Consider the following 22,170-nt stretch of genomic DNA (forward strand, 5'->3'; position numbering starts at 1 on the left):
GCACCCCCTCGGAAGGCCTCAGCAGTGACCCACACCTCACCAGCACGCAGGGCAGCAGCAGCCCGCGCGCTGACCGTGTGCGCGGTCCTGCTCGGTTTGTTCCTCATGCACGGCAATCCGGCTGCGGCTGTGGACGGCTGCCACGGGGGTGTGTCAGCCCCGGCAAGCAGCACCATGCCCATGGCTTCGCATCCCGCCGGGCACGTGCCGGCCTCGGTCGCGGGCCATGATCGTCACCTGGCCGGCGGCGCTTCGCCGGCCCATGCCTCGGCGAAGCCGGACGTGCCCATGATGGCGGGGGCGCTGTGCACCTCCACCCCTGCACGTGATCAGGCCAAGCTGGCGTCGGCCGGGCCGCTGGTGCTCCTCGCCTTCGCGATCCTCGGTGGATGGCAGCAGGCAGGCCGCCTTCGCGCCTGCCGGTCTCGGCGCCGTGGGCCGCCGAGAAGCGGACGAAATCTGCTGCTCCAGGTGTGCGTCGCGCGGACGTGACAGCCGCCGCCCGGTTCTGAGGAAGGCCCTCACGAACCGGCACGGCTCCCGTCCCGTACACCCGCGTGTGCCCATCGAGGCCGCGCACACCTCGAAAGACTCGACACGATGTCTGTTTTCTCCCGCGTCTCTCCGCGTCGGCGCACGGTCGCCGCCGCCTCCGTCACCGCCGCCCTCGCACTGGCCCTCGCCGCCTGCGGCTCCTCGAAGGACTCCTCGGACTCCTCCATGCCCGGCATGGATCACGGCTCGCACGGCTCGACGCCGTCCGCGTCCGCCTCCTCGGCGCCCGGCATGGACCACAGCGGTCACGCCGGCATGGACCACGGCAGCATGGGCAAGGACGACGGCCTGTCCGACACCAAGTACAGCTACAGCCTGGTCTCCGACGCCAAGGAACTGCCCGCGGGCAAGGCCACCGGGTACAAGTTCAAGATCACCAGTCCGGACGGCAAGCCGGTCACCGGCTTCGCCGTCGACCAGACCAAGCGGATGCACTTCTACGCCATCCGCTCGGACCTCACCGGCTTCCAGCACCTTCACCCCACCATGGCGGATGACGGCACCTGGACCGCCGACCTGGCCGCCCTCGAGCCCGGTACATGGAGGACGTACGCCTCCTTCACCCCGGACAGCGGGCCGGGCAAGGGCAAGGACTTCGTCCTCAGCCGCACCGTCACCGTCCCCGGCGACGCCAAGGACACCCCCCTCCCGGCGGCCACCGCCGGCACTGAGGTCGACGGCTACACCGTGGCCGTCAAGGGCGAGCTGAAGGCCGGCACCGCCGGCCCGATGACCGTGAGCATCAGCAAGGACGGCAAGCCGGTCACCGACCTGCAGCCCTACCTGGACACCTACGCCCACCTGACCGCCTTCCACGAGGGCGACCAGGCTTTCGCCCACCTCCACCCGGAGACCAAGGTCAACGGCGACAAGGGCGGACCCGATCTGTCCTTCCACGCCCAGCTCGACAAGCCGGGCAACTGGCGCCTGTTCCTCCAGTTCCAGACCGGCGGCAAGCTCCACACCGCAGCACTGACCCTCCGCGTCGGCTGACCCACTCCTGCGGGGCGTCGCTCGAGCGGCGCCCCGCCACCCTTCTCCTGGCCAGGGTGCCGGCCCACCGGGCCGGCACCACAGCGATGCCCGAGGCCGCAGACCCTGCGGTACCTGTCGACGACGATCGCGAGATACCCCAGGGGGTATCGACAGCCGGGCGACCCTCCCGCGCATCTTCCCTCGACGCAGGGCCGTCATTTCGGCATCAACCAGGGCATTTCCGCCTCAGATCGACAGGCGTCCACCTCGCATTCAGGTACCCCCCGGGGGTTGCTCTAGATACCCCCGGGGGGTATAAATCTCTACGAGGGCGCTCGCGAGGCGCCCACCCAAGATCAACGACCGGAGGCACCCCATGTCCTGCTGCTCCCCCGACAACAGCTGCTCCACCTCCGCCGCCACACGCGACGAGAAGACCGCTGGCATCACCACCGTCTACAAGGTCCAGGGCATGACCTGCGGCCACTGCGAGACGGCCGTCACCAAGGAGGTCTCGGCCGTGGCGGGCGTGACCGGTGTCCGCGTCGACGTCGCCACGGGCCTGGTCACCGTCACCACCGGCGCCGAGCCCGACGACGCCCAGATCGCCGCCGCCGTCGACGAGGCCGGCTACGAGCTCACCGGCCGGGCCGAGAACCTCTCCGCCCACTGATCCTCGGCTCGACGGCGGACCGCCAACGCCCTGCCGACCCGCCGTCCACGAGCACCATCCCGTCCCACCCCCACCCCCGTCCGCGCACGAGGAGCATCATGAGCATCACCGCCCCTGCCTCAGCCGAAGTCGAGTTGGCGATCGGCGGCATGACCTGCGCCTCGTGCGCGGCCCGCATCGAGAAGAAGCTCAACCGCATGGACGGCGTGGAGGCCACCGTCAACTACGCCACGGAGAAGGCCAAGGTCGTCTTCGAGGCGGGCGTGGAGGTGGCCGACCTGATAGCCACCGTCGAGCAGACCGGCTACACCGCCGCCCTCCCCCAGCCCCCGGCCGCCCCCGAGAAGAGCACGGACGGCACCGAACCCGAGCCGGACACCCTGGCGCCGCTGCGCCAGCGCCTGATCACCTCGGTCGTCCTGTCCGTGCCGGTGATCGCCATGGCGATGGTCCCGGCACTGCAGTTCACCAACTGGCAGTGGCTGTCCCTGACCCTGGCCGCACCGGTCGTCGTGTACGGCGCCTGGCCGTTCCACAAGGCCGCCTTCACCAACCTTCGCCACGGTGCCGCGACCATGGACACCCTGGTCTCGGTCGGTACGTCGGCGGCGTTCCTGTGGTCCCTGTGGGCCCTGTTCTTCGGTAGCGCCGGCATGGCGGGCATGACCCACCCCTTCGAATTCTCCCTGTCCCGGAGCGACGGCAGCGGCAACATCTACCTCGAGGCCGCCGCCGGAGTGACGGCGTTCATCCTGGCCGGGCGCTACTTCGAGGCCCGCTCCAAGCGCCGCGCCGGAGCCGCGCTGAAGGCGCTGATGGAGCTGGGCGCCAAGGACGTCACCGTGCTGCGCGACGGGCGGGAAGTCCGCGTCCCCGTCTCCGAACTCGCCGTCGGCGACAGCTTCGTGGTCCGCCCCGGCGAGAAGATCGCCACCGACGGCGTCGTCGAGCACGGCAGCTCGGCGGTCGACGCGAGCATGCTGACAGGCGAGTCCGTCCCCGTCGAGGTGTCCGCCGGCGACGCGGTCACCGGCGCCACCGTCAACGCCGGGGGCCGTCTCGTCGTCCGCGCCACCCGTGTCGGCGCCGACACCCAGCTCGCCCGGATGGCCAGGCTGGTGGAGGACGCCCAGAACGGCAAGGCCGCCGCCCAGCGCCTCGCCGACAAGATCTCCGCCGTCTTCGTCCCCGTCGTCATCGTCCTCGCCCTGGCCACCCTCGGCTTCTGGGTCGCCACCGGCGAAGGCTGGACCGCCGCCTTCACCGCGGCCGTCTCCGTCCTGATCATCGCCTGCCCCTGCGCCCTGGGCCTGGCCACCCCGACCGCCCTCATGGTCGGCACCGGACGCGGCGCGCAGCTCGGCGTACTGATCAAGGGCCCGGAGGTCCTGGAGTCCACCCGTAAGGTCGACACGATCGTCCTCGACAAGACCGGTACCGTCACCACCGGCAAGATGACCCTGCTCGGCGTCCACCTCGCCGAGGGCGAGACCGAGAACGAGGTGCTGCGCCTGGCCGGCGCCCTGGAGCACGCCTCCGAGCACCCCATCGCCCAGGCCGTCGCCGCGGGCGCCGCCGGGAAGGTCGGCGAGCTGCCGGCCCCGGAGGACTTCGCGAACATCGCCGGTCTCGGCGTCCAGGGCGTCGTCGACGGTCACGCCGTCCTCGTCGGCCGCGAGAAGCTCCTCGCCGAATGGGCGATCACGCTCCCCGACACACTGCGGCAGGCCAAGGAGACCGCCGAAGCCACCGGCCGCACGGCGATCGCCGTCGCCTGGGACGGCCAGGCCCGCGCGGTCCTCGAGGTCGCCGACGCCGTCAAGCCCACCAGCGCCGAAGCCCTCACCCGGCTCCGCGCCCTCGGCCTGACGCCGATCCTGCTCACCGGCGACAACAAGGCCGTGGCCGAGGCCGTGGCCGCCGAGGTCGGCATCGCCCCGACCGACGTCATCGCCGAGGTCATGCCCGAGGACAAGGTCGACGTCGTCAAGCGCCTCCAGGCAGAGGGACGTTCGGTCGCCATGGTCGGCGACGGAGTCAACGACGCCGCCGCCCTCGCCCAGGCCGACCTCGGACTCGCCATGGGCAACGGCACCGACGCCGCCATCGAGGCCGGCGACCTCACCCTCGTACGAGGCGACCTCCTCGCCGCCGTCGACGCCATCCGCCTCGCCCGCAAGACGCTCGGCACCATCAAGTCCAACCTCTTCTGGGCCTTCGGCTACAACGTCGCAGCCCTTCCCCTCGCCGCCGCCGGCCTGCTCAACCCAATGATCGCCGGAGCCGCGATGGCCTTCTCCTCGGTCTTCGTCGTCGGCAACAGCCTCCGCCTCCGCCGCTTCCGCAGCGCGCACTGACAGCCCTCACCGCCCGGCTCACGCGCCCGGTACCGCATTCGCGGTGCCGGGCGCGCCGCGTTGAAATCCGGCAGTATCCGAGAGCTCCGCAAAGCTCAACGGCAGCTCCTGATGGCTGAACGCTCAATAATTACGGAGCGTTTAAGTCGCCCAAACTTCCAGGAGCCGAACATTCCCGGACAGGCGAAACGATTGACCTTTTGCGTACTGATAGCGGAGACGAACTGAGGCGTAATGCCCATACAGCAACTGCACGTTGGCTGATTCACACACCGTTGGGACGGTGCGGTGACATGAGCGGGCCGGCATGACGCTAGGATCACGTCATGGTCTCGGCCCAGCCCACATTCCGTCGACGGAGCCACCGCCCGGTGGCAGGTCCGTCGCGTCTGCTGTGGCTGGCCTTGCTGCTGTTCGGGTTCCTCTACACCCACGGCATCAGCGGCGAGAGCGCCGTCAGCCACTCGACCGGCAGCCCGGTCGCCATGCCCACCTTCGTGCATACCGGCAAGAGCCATGAGGCACAGGGAGGTTCGGACCCTGGTTCCGCGTCGTCCACTGTGCTGAAGCAGGACGACACCAACGGTCACCACGGCAACGACGAGACCGCTCACGCAGCCGAGGAATGCGCGTCCGGTAAGCCGCAGGAAGGCCCGGACCTCTCCGCACCCGAGTGCCCGATGCCGTTCGGCACCGTCTCCGCGTTGAGCACCCCGGCCGCGGCGACTGTCAGCTTGCCTGCAAGCGCCCCCGAACGCCCGTCGTCGGCAGCCGTACACATCCTGCGCATTTAGAAGCCAGGCTCTCCGGAACCGGTCGGGCTTCGCCCGGCATGCATGCTGAGTTCATCTTGAACTCATAGCCCATTGCCTCCGGTTCCTGGTGCCGCATCGCAGCGTTCCTCAGATTTCCGAGGCACGACACTGCGCTATGCCCTGGCACCGCCAGCCGCCCGTCTGACCCGCCTCCACACACCCGGAATTTCCGGCCGATGTGGACGTCGTACGGAGTGCCTGTGCCGCGCAATACGCCCGGGGGCCATGGATGGAAATGGCCTCTGCCCCCAACGCCCGCATTCAAGAGCCGTAAATGCCTGCGGCTTTCGACACCACACCACTTCCGCTTCGCCCGCTGGCTTCCGGCAGTCGTCGTGGGGAGTCTGCTGCTGCTCCTGGTGGGCTGCCCCCTGCCCACGTACGCATCCGGCCATCCGCACGGCGTCCCGCGGGTGATGGACGGGTTCGCCGGCCACCACAGCGCATCCGTCGGTCACAGCTCCACTCACCGCACTCCCGCTCCGCACGACTGCACCTCGTGCCAGCAAGCGGCTCAGCGTCGCGCCGACCTCACCGCGCCCCACCCCACGCACGGGCCCGACCCCTCAGGCGCTCTGACGAACCAGCCCGTCAACGTACTGCCCCCATCGCCTGCCCCTGCCCGCGCGCTGTACGGAGCGAACAGCGAGCGATCGGGCCGGGAGAGGCTCGCCCGCCTCTGTCGGTGGCGGAAATAGGAGCTCGCCGATCCGGCCGGCGTCATCCGGCCGCCGCGTGGAGCCGCTCAGGAGCGCGCCGAGAACGCGCCCGGACCGGACACGCGGAACGAGCACTCCTCACCAACGCATCGACCGAAAGGCGAACCATGGACCCCCTGACGTCCCAGCACGTCAGTTCCGCCCACCCGAGCACCTCCGGCATCTCGGGCCTGGTCGGCGACACCCCCGTCCTGCGGGTGTCCGAGCCCCTCGCCCCCGCCGGGCGCGGCTTCTGGGCCAAGCTGGAGGGCTTCAACCCCGGTGGCATCAAGGACCGTCCCGCCCTGCACATGGTGGAGCGGGCCCGTGCCCGTGGCGACCTGCGGCCCGGCGGCCGGATCATCGAGTCCACCAGCGGCACCCTCGGGCTGGGGCTCGCTCTGGCCGGCATGGTCTACGGGCACCCCGTCACCCTGGTCACGGACCCCGGCCTGGAACCGTCCATGACCCGGCTGCTGTCCGCCTACGGGGCCCGCGTCGACGTCGTCTCCGAGCCGCACCCGGCCGGCGGCTGGCAGCAGGCCCGCCGCGAGCACGTCGACCGGCTACGGAAGGAACACCCGGATTCCTGGGTGCCGGACCAGTACAACAACCCCGACAATGTCGCTGCCTACACTCCGCTCGCCCTCGAACTGGCCGCCCAGCTCGGCCATATCGACGTCCTGGTGTGCAGCGTCGGTACGGGTGGCCACTCCGCCGGCATCTCCCGCGTCCTGAGAAGCCTCTATCCGGAACTGAAGCTGGTCGGCGTCGACACCATAGGCTCGACGATCTTCGGTCAGCCCGCCCGTACCCGGCTGATGCGCGGTCTCGGATCGAGCATCTACCCCCGCAACGTCGCCTACGAGCACTTCTCCGAGGTGCACTGGGTCTCCCCCGCCGAGGCCGTGTGGACCTGCCGCCGGCTGGCCGCGTCCCACTACGCCACCGGCGGCTGGAGCGTCGGCGCGGTCGCCCTGGTCGCCGGCTGGCTCGCGCGCACGCTGCCCGCCGAGACCCGCATCGCCGCCGTCTTCCCCGACGGCCCGCAGCGCTACCTCGGCACGGTCTACGACGACGACTACTGCGCCGCCCACGGTCTCCTCGAGGGACCGCCGCCGGTCGAACCCGAGGTCGTGGGACGGCCGGACGAAAAGGAGGTCACCCGCTGGACCCGGTGCACAACCGTCGTCGATCCGGTGACCACACAACGGGACGACACCACCGTCGCGGACAGTGCGCCCAGCACGGACGGCGAGGACCGGTCGTGAAGAATCCGCTGTCGCAAGCCCGCACGTTCGACCGCAGCGTCCAGCTGTTGATGGCGAACCAGTTCACCATCAACCTCGGCTTCTACATGCTCATGCCCTACCTCGCCCAGTACCTGTCGGGCAACCTGGGCATGGCCGCCTGGACGGTCGGGCTGGTCCTGGGTGTGCGCAACTTCAGCCAGCAGGGCATGTTCTTCTTCGGCGGCACCCTGGCCGACCGCTTCGGCTACAAGCCAATGATCATCACCGGGCTGATGCTGCGCATCGTCGGCTTCGCGGTCCTCGGGATCGTCGACTCCCTGCCCGCGCTGCTGGCCGCATCGGCGGCCACCGGACTGGCGGGAGCCCTGTTCAACCCGGCCGTACGGGCCTACCTCGCCCATGACGCCGGTGAGCGCAGGGTGGAGGCGTTCGCACTCTTCAACGTCTTCTACCAGGCCGGCATCCTCCTGGGCCCGCTGGTCGGAGTGGCGCTGACGGGAGTGAGCTTCCGCCTGACCTGCCTGGTCGCGGCCGGCGTCTTCACCGTGCTGTCGATCGTGCAGATCCGCGCGTTGCCGGCCCGTACCCCGTCGCACGACCCGGACAGCCCGGCGACGTCGGTGCTCTCCCAGTGGCGCACGGTGGTGTCCAACCGGCCGTTCCTCCTGTTCTCCCTCGCGATGATCGGCTCCTACGCGCTGTCCTTCCAGGTCTACCTCGCGCTTCCCCTGGAAGTGCGCCGCCTGGCCGGCAGCGAGCAGGTCGGAACGGTCGGCGTCGGGCTGCTGTTCGCTGCCTCCGGCCTGGCCACGATCCTGGGGCAGACCCGGCTGACGGCCTGGTGCAAGGAACACTGGGGCGCCGGAAGGTCACTGGTCACCGGACTGACTGCCCTGGGCATCGCCTTTCTGCCGCTCCTGGCGGCCACCGCGGTGCCGGTGCCCGCCGCCGGACCGGGCCGTTGGGCACTGGCCGTCGTGCCGCCGCTCCTCTCGGCACTCCTCATCGCGCTGGGGACCATGCTCGCCTACCCCTTCGAGATGGACACGATCGTCGCCCTGGCCGAGAACCGGTACGTGGCCACGCACTACGGCCTCTACAACACCATCTGCGGCATCGGCATCACCATCGGCAACCTCCTCACCGGCGTGGCACTCGACACGGCCCGCTCCGCCGGCGCCCCGGCACTCCCCTGGCTGGTCCTCGCCACCACCGGAGGCGTCTGCGCGCTGGCCGTCCTCGGCCTGCACCGCACCGGCCGCCTGACGCCAGCCGCGACCGGCAAACGTGACCGGCAAGCCACCGTCACCGCCTGATCCGCCGAACTCCCCGGGGGCGGGCACACCTCGCGGTGCCCGCCCCCGGACCGGCCACGCCCAACTTCCAGGAGCATCCATGCTCGCCACCACTCTCCGCGGCCACGCAGTCCCGCCGCTGAAGCCCTTCCAAGGAATCCGCTACGACCCCGACCGCGTCGGAGACCTCTCCACCGTGGTGTGTCCCCCGTACGACGACATCGGCCCGGCCCGCGTACGCGCCCTTCTCACCCGGCCGCACCACATCACCCGGCTGCTGCACGCCAAGAACCCCCAGGCAGCAGCCATAGAGATGGAGCGCTGGCTGCGCGGTGGCGTGCTCGTCCGGGACGCCGGTCCCGCCTTGTACGTCTACCAGCAGCACGCCGGCCACGAACTGCTCCAGCGCGGTGTCATCGGTGCACTGGACCTTCCCGCCACCGGCGGGAGCACGGTCCTCCCGCACGAGGACGTCGAACCACACGTGGTCACCGTACGAGCCGCGCTCATGGCAGCACTGCGCGCCCAGCCCGAGCCGCTCCTGCTCGCCTGCGACTCCACGACACAGGCCGCAGCACGCCTGATGGACCGCATCGTCCGCCGACCTGCCCTGGCCGTCGTCCGGACCGGCGCCATCACCCACACGCTCCGGGCCTGCACCGAACCGGAGGAACAAGCCGTCCTCACGGCCGGACTGACCCGGCATCCGGCCCTCATAGCCGACGGCCACCATCGCTACGCCGCTCTGCGGAACCTCCGCGAGCGGCACGACGGACCGGGCCCGAACCCCTGGCGCAGTGCCTTGGCCCTGCTGGTGGATTCCTCCGCTGTCCCCTTGCGACTCTCAGCGATCCATCGGGTGATACCCGGCGTGGAACCGGAGAAGGCAGCCGCAGCCGCCTCCGATGTCGCGCGTGTACGTCCGCTGCCGGAGGGGCCACGCCCGCCGGGGCCGGGCGAAATGGTGCTCACGGGCGCCGGACGAGCCTGGACGATCACCACCCCTCACCCCCAGACACTGAACGAAGCCCTCCTCGGCAAGCCCCGGCAGTGGCGTGCTCTCCCCGCGGCCGTCGCCGACCACCTGCTGGTGTCCCACACCTGGTCGGTGCCCGACCTGCCCGGCGCCGTCCGCCACGTCCACGACGTCGCCGAGGCGACGGCGGCCGTGGCCCGGCCGGGCAGCGGTACCGCTCTTCTGTTGCCCGCCATGGCCGAAGGCGACGTACGGGACCTGGCTCGAGCAGGCGTCATGCTGCCCCGGAAGTCCACCTCGTTCGGCCCGAAACCCGCCGTAGGCCTGATCATGCGCCGCCTCGACGGGTCGTAAGCCGCGGCCGCTCGCTCTCTCCCTCTCTCCTCAACCACCCCGAAAGGCAAACCCGTTGTCCCAGCACCACCTCGCCGAACGTCCCCTCGCCGCAGAGCCTCTCCACTCCCCCGCACCCGGTCGTGCGGCGGCCCGCCGGGCAGGCTCGCGCCGTGCGCGCCGGGCTCGAAGGGGTGACTCGCTGCCCGGGCGCTACCTCGGCTACGTCGGGTACTTCGTCGGCGCGGGACTCGTCAGCGGCGCGGTGGTGCACCACCCGCTCGACCCGGCCCGCTACACCCGGATCGCCGGCTACGGCGTCCTGGTCTTCCTCGCCGCGACCGTCCTCAACGAGTTCATCCTCAAGCGCGAACGCTCGGCCCTGCCGCGCATGCTCCTGGTCATCGGCGCCTCGCTGATGCTCTCCTTCGGTATCGGCATGCTCAGCGGCGGCCTCCAGCACTTCGACGACTTCCCGGACCGCGCGGCGATGCTGGTCCCCATGGGCATGGCGGTGTCCTTCGTCGCTTACGTCCTCAAGGAGGCGGAAAAGCCCTGGCGCCGGATCTTCAGCGTCTTCGGGCTGGGAGTCCTCGTCGTCGCGCTCATCACCTTCGCCGGACTTCGCGAGCTGGCCGCCGACATCATCGCCGAGCGGCCGGCGGGCAGTGGTGGTCACAGCCACGGCGCCGAGGAGCCCGCGGACAAGGACGAGCACTCCGAGGAAGAAGCACCTGCGGCGCCGGCCTCCGGAGGGCCGTCAGCTCCACCGTCTCCCGCCAAGCAGGAGCAGCCCCACAAGGGCGGTCACTCCCACTGATCGACGTCGACCAGTGCCGCCCTGCCGGTCACGACCGCTCTCCGAGGCTGGGAGCGACTAGCTGGGCGACCAGTCGCTCCGTCTGCTCGCGGGGGTCGGGCGCACCGGCCCAGCTCGTCATCAGCAGGTGGTGGACGGTCCCCACGAGGGCGAGCGCGACCGAGGCCGTGTCGGTTTCCTTCGCGAGGCGTCCCAGCCGCCGCTCTTCGTCCAGGTAGGAGGTGACCGCGTCCTGGATCACGGTGAAGCCGGGCGCACCGGCCTCCAGCGCCTGGCGGATCCGGAGGGTGGCGGCGGGACGGGTCAAGGCCAGGGCGACGACCGCGGGGTTCAGGGAGTCGAGCAGGGTCAGCGCGATCGCGACGAGATTGCCGGCCACGTCCGCGTGGCCCGCTCGCGCAGGGAGCTCTGCGGCCTGTCGTGCGGTGCGCGCGAACCGGTCCAGGACCAGCTCGGCGACGAATGCGTCCAGTCCGTCGAAGTGAGCATGCAGCAGGCCCTTGGCGCAGTCCGCCTCGGCGGTGATCGCTCTGCTGGACAGTGCGGCCGGGCCCTCGCGGGCCAGGACCCGTTCCGCGGCGTCGAAGAGCCGCTCGCGGACATCGTTGATCGCTACTCCACGCGGTGACACAGGGGCTTCTCCCGTGACGAGTTCAAGAGCCCTCTCGTCCGTATGCCGCAGACCTTCACATCCGAGCAGAGCCAGGCGTGGAACGGTTACGAGGGCGCCCATTGGGCCCGGAACCAGGAGCGCTGGGGCGCTGTGAACGCGGGTTTCAACGAGCCCCTGTTCACCGCTGCCGCGATCGACGAGCACGACCGCGTACTGGACGTCGGCTGCGGAGCCGGCTGCACGACCAGACTGGCCGCGCGCCGGGCCCGAAACGGCCGGGCTCTGGGGCTGGATCTCTCCGGGCCGATGCTGGCGTGCGCGCGCAGGTCCGCAGAGCAAGAGGGCCTCGGCAACGTGACGTTCGAGCACGGAGACGCCCAGGTCCATCCACTCGAACCGGACACGTTCGACGTCATGATCAGCCGCTTCGGTGTGATGTACTTCGCCGACCCCGTCGCCGCCTTCACCAACGTCCTTCACGCGCTCCGTCCCGGTGGCCGGGTGGCGTTCGTCTGTGCCGCCGAGCCCGAGGGCAACGAGTGGCTCCAGGCCATCGCCTCACTGCGCGACATCCTGCCTGTCGGGGGCTTCGGCGCTGCGGGAGGACCGGGAATGTTCTCCCTTGCGGAAGCGGATCGCGTCAGCGACGTGCTGTCCGCCGCAGGATTCGAGCACCCTCACATCACACACGTCGAGGCGTACGGGACGTGAGGCCGGGACGCCGACGACGCGGCCGCCTTCCTGTTGGACCCCGGTCCCGGCCGTCACCTGACCAACCAGGTCGGACATGAGATCCAGGAACGAGCCCGTCAGAGGCTCACGGACACCCTGCGCAATCACGAGAAGGACGGCGCGGTGCTCCTGCGCAGCACTGCCTGGCTGGTCACGGCCGACCGGCCGATGTAGCGAGCCCCCTCATTCCGCCGGACGTGGCGCCGTCAGGCGAGTCTGCGAGGGACCGGCCCGCCGGGCGCTCACAATGCCGGGGGTGAATGCGTGGGAGCCCGTGCTCGTCCTCCTCGCCGTCGTGCTGGCGGGGATCGGTGCCGTGTACGGAGTGGGGCTGTGGCTCAGCGGAGCACCGGATCCCGTGCCGGCGGTCCCGTTCAGCGGCGGCTCAGTTCCCCGCGAGCACGCCTTCTCCCGCTTCCACGTGCGCTGGTACGCGGTCACCATGATCTTTCTGGCCTTCGACATGGAGATGTTGTTCATGTACCCGTGGGTGAGGGTGGTGACCGAGGTCGGGATGAGCGCGGTGATCGAGATGTTCGCCTTCCTCGGCATCCTGCTCGCGGGCGTGGTCTATGCCTGGCGCGAGGGCGCCCTCCGATGGGCCTGAGAGGGGCGGTCCTGCGCCGTGCGCTCGACCGGCCTGCGGTGTTCCTGGTGACGGTACCGGGTGCCACTCGGGTGCGCCTGGCGGTCGAGGCCGAGGTCTGCCGGCGCCGGTGGCGGTCGGCGGGTTCGCCGGCCGAGGCGGACCTGCTGGCCGTCGCGGGATCGCCCGCAGCCGAGTGCGCCTCGTGGCTGGAGGAGCTCTGGCGGGCCGTTCCTCTGCCACGGGCCCGGGTGACCGTCACCGAGCCCGCCCAGGTACCGCTGGCGCTGGACAAGGGATGGAGGTGGCTCCTGGAGAAGCCGGGGAAGGTCATCGACGTCCCGCACAGCCGCACGGATCCGCCCGAGAAGCACAGCGGCCACGGGCACGGGAACGGGCATCACGGCGGCGGTCACGCGAACCACGGCATGGACGAGACAGCTCTGATCGCGGGACTTCCCATGGCGGACAGGGCCGACGACCGGGACGGGCTCCAGCTCGACCGGCTGCATCTGTCGCTGGGCCCGTCGCTCGCCGACTGGCCCTCCGGGCTCGTCCTCCAGGTCGCCCTCCAAGGAGACGTGGTGCAGAGCGTGGAGGTCCGGCACCTGCCCGTACCACCGGAAGGCATCCCCTTCTGGAGCGAGCCGTGGCAGCGGGCCGCGCGCGGCGAACGAGTGTCGCGTGGGGCAGCCGCTCGCCGCCGGTGCGCAGCGCATCTGGACAGCATGGGCCGCCTTCTGGCCGTCGCCGGGTGGAGCGATACGGCTGCCCACGCCCGTCGGTTGCGCGACTCGGTCCTGGCGGGGGTGCCGAGCGGTGCGGTGCGCCGGGACGTCCAGGGCCTCGCCCGGCGGGTGGAGCGGTCGAGTACCTTGCGGTGGTCCATCGGCGGCCTCGGTGAGCTGTCGGCGCGGCGGGCGCACGAGGCGGGGGTGACGGGTCCGGCGGCCGTCGCGGATGGTGACGCCCACGGCCGGCTCCTGGTCTGGCTGGACGAAGTCGCCGGTGCCGCCCATGGCTTCGAGGACGACCGGGTGCTGGGGCGCGAGGACGCGATGGGCCCTCGCGGCAGGGTCGATGACAACCGTACGCCGTCGCTGGCCCTGCTGACCGTGCTGCCCGGACTCCTGGAGGGGGCCGAGTTCGCGGCCGCGCGGATCATCCTGGCGAGCCTCGACCCGGACATCGACGAACTCTCCGGCCCCCGGGTGTCGGGAGGAGCCATGCATGAGTGATGCGGCCCCGCTGTGGGCGACCGTCGTCCTCCTGGTCCTCGTCGTGATGGCCGCGCTCGTCACCGCCGGCTTCGACGCCGCGCTCACGAGGGGGCCGGAAGACCGAGCGAATGCGCTGTCCCGGTGTACCGGGCCGCTGCGGGAGGCGCTGAGGCTCCTCGGGCAACGGCGTCGTCGTACGACCGCCGCCGACATCGCCCTCGGCCGGAGCGGGGTGATCCTCCTGCCGCTGGCCGCCGTCCTCGCTGGCCTGGTCCTGCCGCTGGGTTTCCGGTCCGTGAGCGACCTCGACGTCGGCATCGTGTGGTTCAACGCGATGGAGGCACTGGCCTGGGCGGCGGTGTGGCTGGCCGGGTGGGGGCCGAACTCGGCGCTGTCCCTGATCGGCGGTTACCGGTTCCTCGCTCAGGGGCTGGCCTACGAGCTGCCGCACATGCTGGCCCTGACCACGGCGGCGCTCGGAGCGGGCTCGCTGCGTGTCGGTGACGTGGTCGACGCGCAGCAGGGGCTGTGGTTCGTGGTCTGGATGCCCGCCGCCTTCGTGGTCTACCTGCTCAGCGCGATGGCGATGTCCTTCTGGGGACCGTTCGGCCACCCGGTCGGCCGTGACGCGGCGGGAGGCGCTGTCGCGGAATGGTCGGGGGCGGACCGGTTGATGCTGCTGGGTGGCCGGTGGCTGCTGCTCGTGGTGAGCGCCGGCATGAGCGTGCCGCTGTTTCTCGGTGGCGGCCACGGGCCGGTGCTGCCCGGGTGGGTCTGGACGCTGCTGAAGACGGCCGTCGTCCTGGCCGTACTGGTGGCGGGCCGCCGCGCCTTCCCGACGTTGCGGATGGACCGCTACATGGAGCTGGCCTGGGTCGTCCTGGTGCCGTTGACGTTGCTTCAGGCCCTGTTCGTCGCCGTCGTCGTACTCGACTGATGAGCATGGGGAACGGGGGCTGAGCGCGTGGTGTCCGACACTGTGGTCTTCTGGGCGCTGGCCGTGCCGGCGGTCGCCGCCGGGGTCATGGTGTTCCGGTTCGACTCCATGGCCCGGGCCACTTACTCCCTGCTGACCTCACTGCTCTGCGTGGGCGGCGAGGTGGTGCTGCTGGGGCTCGATTATCTCGGCGTGGTGACCATCCTGATGATGACCATCGAAATGGCCATCATGGCGGTGTTCATGGTGATGTACATGATGAACCCGGCCGGGCTCATGCCGATGACCATGGTGCACAACACGAAGGGCGCGGTCGCCATCTGCGCCGCCGTCTTCACCGCCCTCGTCGCCGGCATCCTGCTCGCCCCCTGGCCCGCTCGCCGGGAGGGTCCGCCGAAGGACCCGACGGAGGCGCTCGGCATGTCGCTGATGGGGCCGCAGATGCTCACCATGATGACCTTGGGCATGGCCCTCTTCGCGACCATCGTCGCCACGGTCGTGCTCGCCACCCACCGGGGGCGGTACGACCGTCTCGGCGACGACCTGCGCACGCGGCCTGCCGACGACCCCGTACGAGGCGGCGGCGGCCGGTGAACCTGGAGAGTCTGCTGCTGGTGGCCGCCGCGCTGTTCAGCGTCGGGCTGTTCGGCGCGCTGACCCAGCAGTCGATCGTGATGCTGATGATGGGACTCGAGCTCATGCTGGGCGGCATCATCCTCGCCGTCGCCGCCGTCTGGCACTTCATCGCTCCGGCAGCCGCCGACGGGCAGGTCCTGATCGTGTTGGCGGTCACGGTCATGGCGGTGGAGATGGCCATGGGCTTCGCGGTCGTCACAGCGCTTTTCAGGGCCCGGGAGGTCGACATGACCGACATGGCCGCGGAGCTGAAGGAGTGAACCTGCTGCCATGGGTGCTGGTCGCGCTGCCGCTGGCGGCCGGGGTGCTCCTCGCTGCCGCCGGACGTCCCGCGGACGGGGTGGCTCCCCCGGTCGCCGTCGCCATCTCCTTCACCGAGGTCGTCCTCGCCTGCGTCAGCGCCCTTCACCATGCCTCGGTCCAGGCGCCGTTCCTGGCACACCTTCCGGTCCGGCTCACCATCGACGGGCTCTCCGGAGTGATGGTGGTGACCGTCACCGCGATCACGTTCGCCGTGCTGCTCTTCAGCACATGGAACATCGGACCGGGCGAGGCCAGGGCCCGCTTCTACGGTCTGATGCTCGTCTTCGCGGGCGCCATGCTCACGACCGTCACCGCCGCCACGCTCACCGTGCTGCTCATGGGCTGGGAGGTGATGGGCGCGACGTCCTGGGCGCTGATCGGCTACTGGTGGCGCGGGCCGGAGCGGGTACGGGCCGCGAACACCGCCTTCCTCACGACCCGCGCGGCCGACCTCGGCCTCTACCTCGCCACGGGCGCCGCCCTGGCCGGCGCCCGCACCGGGCCCCTGGCCCTCGACAGCCTGCCCCGCCTGGCCGAGCCGTGGCTGTCGGTCGTGACGGCGGGGACCGTCGTGGCCGCGTTCGGGAAGTCGGCCCAGCTGCCGTTCAGCTTCTGGCTCTCCCGGGCTATGCAGGGCCCCAGCCCCGTCTCGGCACTCCTGCACTCGGCGACGATGGTCGTGGCCGGCGCCTACCTGCTGCTGAGACTGGGCCCCTTGCTGAGCGCCACGAGCTGGGGCGGACCGGCCGTCGCCTGGACGGGGGCCGCAACGGCCGTGGCGCTGGGCCTGGTGGCGGTGGCGCAGACCGACCTCAAGCAGCTCCTGGCCGCGTCAAGCTGCGCCCAGATCGGCTTCATGGTGCTGGCCGCCGGGGCAGGGGCCGTCACCGGCGGAACGCTTCAGCTGATCGCCCACGCCGCCGCGAAGAGCCTCGCCTTCCTCGTGGCCGGCGCCTGGCTCACCGTGCTCGGAGCCAAGACGCTCCCCGCGCTCCGTGGGGCGTCCCGTCGGGCTCGAACACCTGGTCTCGCCTTCACCGTCGCCGCGCTGACCCTGGCGGGACTGCCTCCGCTGTCGTTGTGGGCGGCGAAGGACGTCCTGCTCGCCGGCGCCCTGGAGGACAGCACCGGGGTGTACGCGCTCGGACTGGCGGCTGCCGCGATCTCCGCCGTGTACAGCGTCAAGGCCCTGTGGTTCGTGTGGCGGCCCGTTTCCCCCACTGAAGCGGTCGGCAGCACCGAGCCGGGCCGACGGTCGGCGGCGCGTCTCGCGAACGGGTCGTTGCTCGCTCTGGCCGTGTGCTGCCTGGCTTTGACGGCGGTGGCGTTGCCGCCCTTGCGGGAGGCCCTGGACCGTGTGCTCGGCATGGGCGCGGCGACCGTGCAGGTATGGGAGTTCTTCCTCTCCGGAGGTATCTCCGTCCTCGTCTCGGTGGTCGTGTGGTCCTGGGGGGCACGGCCGCTCCCGGTTCCTCACCGGGTCAGGTCCTGGTACGACGGCTGGCTCGGTCTGGAGGGCGCGGCTCATGCGCTCGTCGTCCGGCCGGTCATCAAGACCGCCCGTGCCCTGGCCGTCTTCGACGACAAGGTTCTCGACCGCGCCGTCACCGGGGCGGCGCGTCGTGCCCTCGACCTCGCCGGCTGGATCCACCGTGAGGCCGAGGCGCGCATCGACCGGGCGGTCGACGCTTCCGCGCGCCGGTCAGTCGTGTTGGCCGACGTGACCTACCGTGAGCCCGAGCGGGTGATCGACGCAGTGGTGGAAGGCGTCGCCACGGCGTCGCGCGTGCTGGGCCGGTGGGCACGCAGGCCGCAGACCGGGCAGCTGCACCAGTACCTCGCCCAGGCCGTCACGGCCTTCACCGTCCTCGCCCTCGTGCTCGTCCTCGTGAGGTGACCCCGCAGTGCTCTCGGTCATCGTCCTGCTGCCCACGGCCGTCGCGGCACTGCTGCTGTGCGTACCGAACCGCGCACCGCGCTTGCTATTCATCGGCGCATGGATCGCGGCGTCCACGGCCGACCTGGCGCTGGCCCTCGCGGTATGGGCCGGGTACCGGAACGACGGCGGCGTCCAGTCCGAGGAGCGCGCCCGGTGGATCCCCAGCGCGGGTGTGGGCTACCACGTCGGTGTCGACGGGCTCTCTCTGCCTCTCGTGGCGCTGACCTGCGTGCTGTTCCTTGCCTGCGCCCTGTACGCACTGGGCGAGAGGAGACGGGTGAAGGAGTTCGCGGCACTCCTGCTGTTCCTCCAGACCACGTGTCTGGGGCTGTTCGTCGCCCTCGACCTGATCCTCTTCTTCCTCTTCTTCGACCTGTCGATCGTGGCGATGTACTTCGTCATCGCCGGATGGGGGCACCCGGGAGCCCGGCGCGCCGCGCTGAAGTTCTTCCTCTACACCTTCATCGGTTCGCTGGCGCTGCTGCTGGGCTTCATCGGCCTCTACCTCGCCGCCGCCCCGCACACCTTCGACATCGTCGAGCTGACCCGGCAGAACCCGCTGGCCGGACGCTCCGTGTACGGCGGCCTGGTCCTGCTGGCCGTCAGCGTCGGGCTGGCCGTCAAGACGCCCACCTTCCCGTTCCACACCTGGCTGCCGCCCGCCCACACCGAGGCGCCCGCCGTCGGTTCGGCCATCCTCGCCGGCATCCTGCTGAAGATGGGCACCTACGGGTTCGTGCGCATCGCCATGCCGATGCTGCCGGGCGAATGGCGCGGCTACGCCCTGGTTTTCGTCGTCGTGGGGCTGATCTCCGTGCTGTACGGCGCTCTGGTCGCTCTCGCCCAGAGCGACTTCAAACGGATGGTCGCCTACACGTCCGTGAACCACATGGGCTACATCATCCTGGCGCTCGCGGCGGCGGGAACCCTGGGCGGAGGCCAGGACGACGCGCGCCGTCTGGCGGTGACCGGGTCGGTCGTCCAGATGGTCAGCCACGGCCTGCTGACCGGGGCCCTGTTCCTGATCTCCGGTGTGCTCTACGAGCGGGGGCGTACGTACGAGATGTCCGCGTACTCGGGCGTGGGCTCGCGGGCGCCGGTCTTCGCCGCGTTGACGGGCGTGGCGGTCTTCGCCTCGCTCGGCCTGCCCGGCTTCTCCGGCTTCATCGCCGAGTTCCAGATCTTCACGGGCAGCCTCGGCCCGCGGCCGGTGGCCACCGGGCTGGCGCTGTTCGGGATCGTGCTCACCGCCGGCCTGCTGCTGCGCGCACTGCAAAGGGTCTTCCTCGGACCGCTGCGGCTGCCGACGGCCGCGCCGGGCAGCGACCGCCCGTTCCCCGACATCCGGGCCCACGAGGGTGCCGCCCTCCTCCCCCTGCTCGCCCTGGCCGTCGTCATCGGACTGCTCCCCCGCTTCCTGCTCGACGTCGTCGAGCCCGCCTCGGCCGGCGTTCTGGAGCTGCTCGGCCGATGACGGGGATGAACGAGAACCCCCTGGATCTCCTCCCCGAGGTGCTGCTGGCCGCGAGCGCGGTGCTCGGTCTGCTGGTGGGAGCCTGGCTGCCACGGCACCGTCAATGGGTGGTCGGCGTACTCGCCGGCGCCGCGTGTGCCGGGGGCATCGCGGCGGCAGGCGTCGCCGCGTCCGGGCCGCGCATGACCGCGTTCGGCGGCGCCTTCGCGGTGGACGCCGTGACGAACACGGCGCGCGTCGTCATCCTCGGCGGCACCCTGGTGGTGCTGGCGCTCGGAGCAGTCGACGTGCGCGCCCTGCCCAGGGAGAGCGAGTGGTACGTACTCGTCCAGCTCTCCGCACTGGGCACGCTGATGCTCGCCGCGGCACAGGATCTGCTGCTGTTCGCCGCCGGCTACCTCCTCGCCAGCGTGCCCGCGTACGCCCTGGCCGGATTCCGCAAGGACGGACCGGGCACCGAGGCCGCCCTCAAGTACTACGTGGTCGGCGCGCTGCTCGGCGTGGTCATGCTGGGCGGCATCACCCTCCTCTTCGCCGCCGGCCGGGGAACGGGGTACGCGATGCTCCGTACGGAACTCCCGCACGCTCCTGAGCCTCTGGTCGCCGCAGGGGCGGTCGCGCTGCTCGCCGGGATGCTGTTCAAGGCGGGCGGGGTGCCGAGCCACTTCTGGGTGCCGGACGCTGTCCAAGGCAGTGCCGCCGCCGTCGCCGCCTTCCTCACCACGGTGCCGAAGATCGGCGCTCTCGCGGCCCTGTACCGGCTGGCCGTCGGCCCCCTGGCGGACACGTCGTTCCCCTGGTCCACCCTCGTCGCCGTGCTCTCCGCCGCTTCGATGACACTCGGCAACCTCGGCGCCTTCTTCCAGCAGGACGTCAAACGACTGCTCGCGTACTCGACCATCAGCCAGGTCGGCTATCTCCTGATGCCGGTAGCGGTGGCCGGGCACGCCGAACTGGCGCAGAAGGCTTTGCTCTTCTACCTGGCCGGCTACGCGATGACCAACCTCGGAGCCTTCGCTGTCGTCTGCGCCCTCCCGGAGGCCGACGGCATCGACGACTACCGAGGCGCGGCACAACGCCACCCGGCCCTCGTCCTGTCCCTGATCGTCTGCCTGCTGGGCCTCGTAGGCACCCCTCCGACCGCCGTCTTCATCGGCAAACTCGAGGCGTTCAGCGCCGCGTTCGACGGGGGATTCGCGTGGCTGGCCGTAGTCGCGGCCGTGAACACGGTGGCATCCCTCTTCTACTACCTGCGCTGGATCGCCCCCGCAGTCCTGGGGCGAGCCGCCGCCGGGCCCCGGCCGGCGATCCGCCCGCCCAGCGCGCTGGCCTACGGCGCGGCGACCGCGTCCCTGGCGTTGGGTATCGCCGCAGGACCCGTCCTGGCGCTGTTCGGCGGGGGGTTGGCCGGTTGACAGGAACGGAAGCGTGCACGGGTGGAGCCCACGGGGGCGGAGCTCGCACCCGTGCATCCGACTGTGGGGTTACTTGAGCGCGCTGCCCGCCTTCCAGGCCGCCCAGCCGGCGTTCCGGTCGCCGTAGCCGCTGTTCATGGCGACCCGGTGTCCTTGTTCAGGCCGGCCCGCTCGTCGACGGCACCGACGCCTCCGTCCCACCGCCATCAGCGGCGCGATCCACTGGGGCGTGATCAAGTACGTCGCCACGTACCGGCGCAACTTGCGGCCCCGTGTCATGACCAAGATCGAGCAATACGCCGCAGAACACGCCACGGTGGTGCTGCTGACAAGCCGCCGCCACACACGGCGCTGGCTGCAGCAGGTCGCTGCTGAGCACAGCTGATCCGCTCGCACCCCCGGCGGGGGCGCAGCGCATGATCAGCAACCCGTTCCTGGAACCGGGGCGACATGGCGACCTGTATGGCGATGCCGCCCGGCAGACCCGCCGGACCGGCGCCCTGATGCGCGCCAAGACCACCGGCCGACCGGTGCCCGAGCCGATTTCGCGGCCACCACGACCTCTCAGGGCCTGTTACTAGGAACCCTCACTGCTCATTGCAGCACAATGCCTCTGTGTCATACCTATCCATCGCGGTTCTCGACGAGCTCGTCCGCGGCCTGGCAGTAGGAACGTCACGCCAGCGTCAACTCGGCATGGTGCGTCAGGAGCTGACCGCCGCACTCGAGCAGGACGTGCTGCCCGGCCAAGCTGGGAGAGAGCTGCCGCAGCTCCTCGACGAGGCAGTTCTGCGGCTCTACGTCCAGGTGGCGGAGACCGGCGCGCTGCGCAGCCGCCTGGTGGACGGTGGGAAGCCACCGACGTCGGAGGCGACGAACGCGGCCCGGCTGGCCTGCCTGGAGATCATCCGCCTGGCAGCGGGACTCCCGGCGATCGCCATGGAGATCACGGGACCTGTCGCGCTGAAACCTGTCCCCGAGAGCGAGCAGCTCCGTTCCCTGCGACGCCGACTGCACCGCGATGTGTCGAAGGTTCGGTCTCCCGGCCAGGCACGCCTCCTCGCCGTACTGGCAGTGATGCTCGACACCCGTGCGCGGGCCGGCGAGCTAGTGGCCCAGCGCATCGACCACGTGTCAGGGGACGGCCGCAGCATTGTGGTCCTCCGCCGTCCACAGCACGGCACGGACGCCCCGCCGCACCCTGAAACCATGCCCCTGTCGCCCCTGAGCCGGGCTGCTCTCGACCGCTGGCTGCCCATGCGCGCGGAGCTGACCGAGACCCTCGAGGGCAGTGCCGAGGCGCTTTGGGTCTCGCTCGCCCACAACCACGCTGGAACGCCGCGGGACGACATGTCGTACACCCGGCGTCGTCAGGGCATGCCTCTGCAACAGCGCGGGCTGATCCGCAGCTACAACAGCGGACGCCATCGTTACGGGCTCGCCGACCTTCTGCCCCCGAAGCTCGAACAGCTGCGTCGCGCCCTCGAACGGGAGACCATCGGCGGCTGATCCAGCAAGCGGGGGCACTCACTCTCGGTTCCTCATGGACGTGTGCCCCTGTCAGC

General features: G+C 70.8%; 20 protein-coding genes and 1 pseudogene. 20 read left to right on the forward strand and 1 reads right to left on the reverse strand.

Going from position 1 to position 22,170, the window contains the following annotated elements; translation table 11 throughout:
* Positions 1-180 precede the first annotated feature (180 nt).
* The 9 genes from ACIG36_RS07885 to ACIG36_RS07925 all read left to right on the forward strand — a co-directional run bounded on the left by ACIG36_RS07885 (position 181) and on the right by ACIG36_RS07925 (position 10,750).
* Positions 181-492 carry a hypothetical protein gene (locus ACIG36_RS07885; protein WP_399923679.1) on the forward strand — a complete coding sequence of 104 codons (312 nt, stop codon included), beginning with the start codon at positions 181-183 and terminating at the stop codon, positions 490-492.
* Positions 493-600: 108 nt separating this feature from the next.
* Complete coding sequence (locus ACIG36_RS07890) at positions 601-1,548, forward strand: hypothetical protein (RefSeq protein ID WP_399923682.1); 948 nt, start codon at positions 601-603, stop codon at positions 1,546-1,548.
* A 358-nt stretch (positions 1,549-1,906) separates the two neighbouring features.
* Positions 1,907-2,203, forward strand: a complete 297-nt coding sequence (locus ACIG36_RS07895; protein ID WP_399923685.1) for a heavy-metal-associated domain-containing protein — start codon at positions 1,907-1,909, stop codon at positions 2,201-2,203.
* Between the two features lie 98 nt (positions 2,204-2,301).
* On the forward strand, positions 2,302-4,560 hold the full coding sequence (locus ACIG36_RS07900; protein ID WP_399923688.1) for a heavy metal translocating P-type ATPase: 2,259 nt from the start codon (positions 2,302-2,304) through the stop codon (positions 4,558-4,560).
* Positions 4,561-4,886: 326 nt separating this feature from the next.
* A complete protein-coding gene (locus ACIG36_RS07905) occupies positions 4,887-5,354 on the forward strand; it encodes a DUF6153 family protein (RefSeq protein WP_399923691.1) in 468 nt (155 codons plus the stop codon).
* An 847-nt stretch (positions 5,355-6,201) separates the two neighbouring features.
* Entirely contained in the window at positions 6,202-7,344 is a 1,143-nt protein-coding gene (locus tag ACIG36_RS07910) for a PLP-dependent cysteine synthase family protein (protein ID WP_399923694.1), read from the forward strand.
* The gene (locus ACIG36_RS07915; protein WP_399923697.1) at positions 7,341-8,642 is read left to right on the forward strand and encodes an MFS transporter; all 1,302 of its coding nucleotides are present in this window, start codon (positions 7,341-7,343) and stop codon (positions 8,640-8,642) included. Before ACIG36_RS07910 ends, ACIG36_RS07915 begins: the two co-directional genes overlap by 4 nt.
* Before the next feature lie 79 nt (positions 8,643-8,721).
* Positions 8,722-9,951, forward strand: coding sequence for a DUF1015 domain-containing protein (locus ACIG36_RS07920; protein WP_399923700.1), 1,230 nt, complete (start codon positions 8,722-8,724; stop codon positions 9,949-9,951).
* Between the two features lie 55 nt (positions 9,952-10,006).
* Complete coding sequence (locus ACIG36_RS07925) at positions 10,007-10,750, forward strand: hypothetical protein (protein WP_399923703.1); 744 nt, start codon at positions 10,007-10,009, stop codon at positions 10,748-10,750.
* A gap of 28 nt (positions 10,751-10,778) precedes the next feature.
* On the opposite strand, the gene ACIG36_RS07930 is transcribed toward ACIG36_RS07925, so the two are convergent.
* Entirely contained in the window at positions 10,779-11,381 is a 603-nt protein-coding gene (locus ACIG36_RS07930; protein ID WP_399923705.1) for a TetR/AcrR family transcriptional regulator, read from the reverse strand.
* A gap of 42 nt (positions 11,382-11,423) precedes the next feature.
* On the opposite strand from ACIG36_RS07930, the pseudogene ACIG36_RS07935 reads away from it, so the two are divergent.
* From ACIG36_RS07935 to ACIG36_RS07985, 11 genes and pseudogenes are all read left to right on the forward strand, one after another.
* Positions 11,424-12,269, forward strand: a pseudogene (locus tag ACIG36_RS07935) (class I SAM-dependent methyltransferase).
* A 73-nt stretch (positions 12,270-12,342) separates the two neighbouring features.
* On the forward strand, positions 12,343-12,702 hold the full coding sequence (locus tag ACIG36_RS07940) for an NADH-quinone oxidoreductase subunit A (protein ID WP_399923708.1): 360 nt from the start codon (positions 12,343-12,345) through the stop codon (positions 12,700-12,702).
* Complete coding sequence (locus ACIG36_RS07945; RefSeq protein WP_399923711.1) at positions 12,693-13,919, forward strand: hypothetical protein; 1,227 nt, start codon at positions 12,693-12,695, stop codon at positions 13,917-13,919. The genes ACIG36_RS07940 and ACIG36_RS07945 overlap by 10 nt, the downstream gene beginning before the upstream one ends.
* Positions 13,912-14,838, forward strand: coding sequence for a complex I subunit 1 family protein (locus tag ACIG36_RS07950; protein WP_399923714.1), 927 nt, complete (start codon positions 13,912-13,914; stop codon positions 14,836-14,838). The genes ACIG36_RS07945 and ACIG36_RS07950 overlap by 8 nt, the downstream gene beginning before the upstream one ends.
* 30 nt (positions 14,839-14,868) lie before the next feature.
* A complete protein-coding gene (locus tag ACIG36_RS07955; protein ID WP_399924020.1) occupies positions 14,869-15,432 on the forward strand; it encodes an NADH-quinone oxidoreductase subunit J in 564 nt (187 codons plus the stop codon).
* Positions 15,429-15,734 (forward strand): NADH-quinone oxidoreductase subunit NuoK, encoded by a 306-nt coding sequence (nuoK, locus tag ACIG36_RS07960; RefSeq protein WP_399923717.1) that lies wholly within the window; start codon positions 15,429-15,431, stop codon positions 15,732-15,734. Before ACIG36_RS07955 ends, nuoK begins: the two co-directional genes overlap by 4 nt.
* Positions 15,731-17,674, forward strand: a complete 1,944-nt coding sequence (locus ACIG36_RS07965) for a proton-conducting transporter membrane subunit (protein WP_399923720.1) — start codon at positions 15,731-15,733, stop codon at positions 17,672-17,674. Before nuoK ends, ACIG36_RS07965 begins: the two co-directional genes overlap by 4 nt.
* 7 nt (positions 17,675-17,681) lie before the next feature.
* On the forward strand, positions 17,682-19,190 hold the full coding sequence (locus ACIG36_RS07970) for a NuoM family protein (RefSeq protein ID WP_399923723.1): 1,509 nt from the start codon (positions 17,682-17,684) through the stop codon (positions 19,188-19,190).
* Positions 19,187-20,605: an NADH-quinone oxidoreductase subunit N gene (locus tag ACIG36_RS07975; RefSeq protein ID WP_399923725.1), complete on the forward strand. Its 1,419-nt coding sequence runs from the start codon at positions 19,187-19,189 to the stop codon at positions 20,603-20,605. Before ACIG36_RS07970 ends, ACIG36_RS07975 begins: the two co-directional genes overlap by 4 nt.
* Positions 20,606-20,834: 229 nt before the next feature.
* Complete coding sequence (locus tag ACIG36_RS07980; RefSeq protein ID WP_399923728.1) at positions 20,835-20,990, forward strand: hypothetical protein; 156 nt, start codon at positions 20,835-20,837, stop codon at positions 20,988-20,990.
* A gap of 230 nt (positions 20,991-21,220) precedes the next feature.
* Positions 21,221-22,114, forward strand: a complete 894-nt coding sequence (locus ACIG36_RS07985; protein ID WP_399923731.1) for a hypothetical protein — start codon at positions 21,221-21,223, stop codon at positions 22,112-22,114.
* Positions 22,115-22,170 lie beyond the last annotated feature (56 nt).

Source organism: Streptomyces sp. NPDC053048 (assembly GCF_044547045.1).
Classification (GTDB): domain Bacteria; phylum Actinomycetota; class Actinomycetes; order Streptomycetales; family Streptomycetaceae; genus Streptomyces.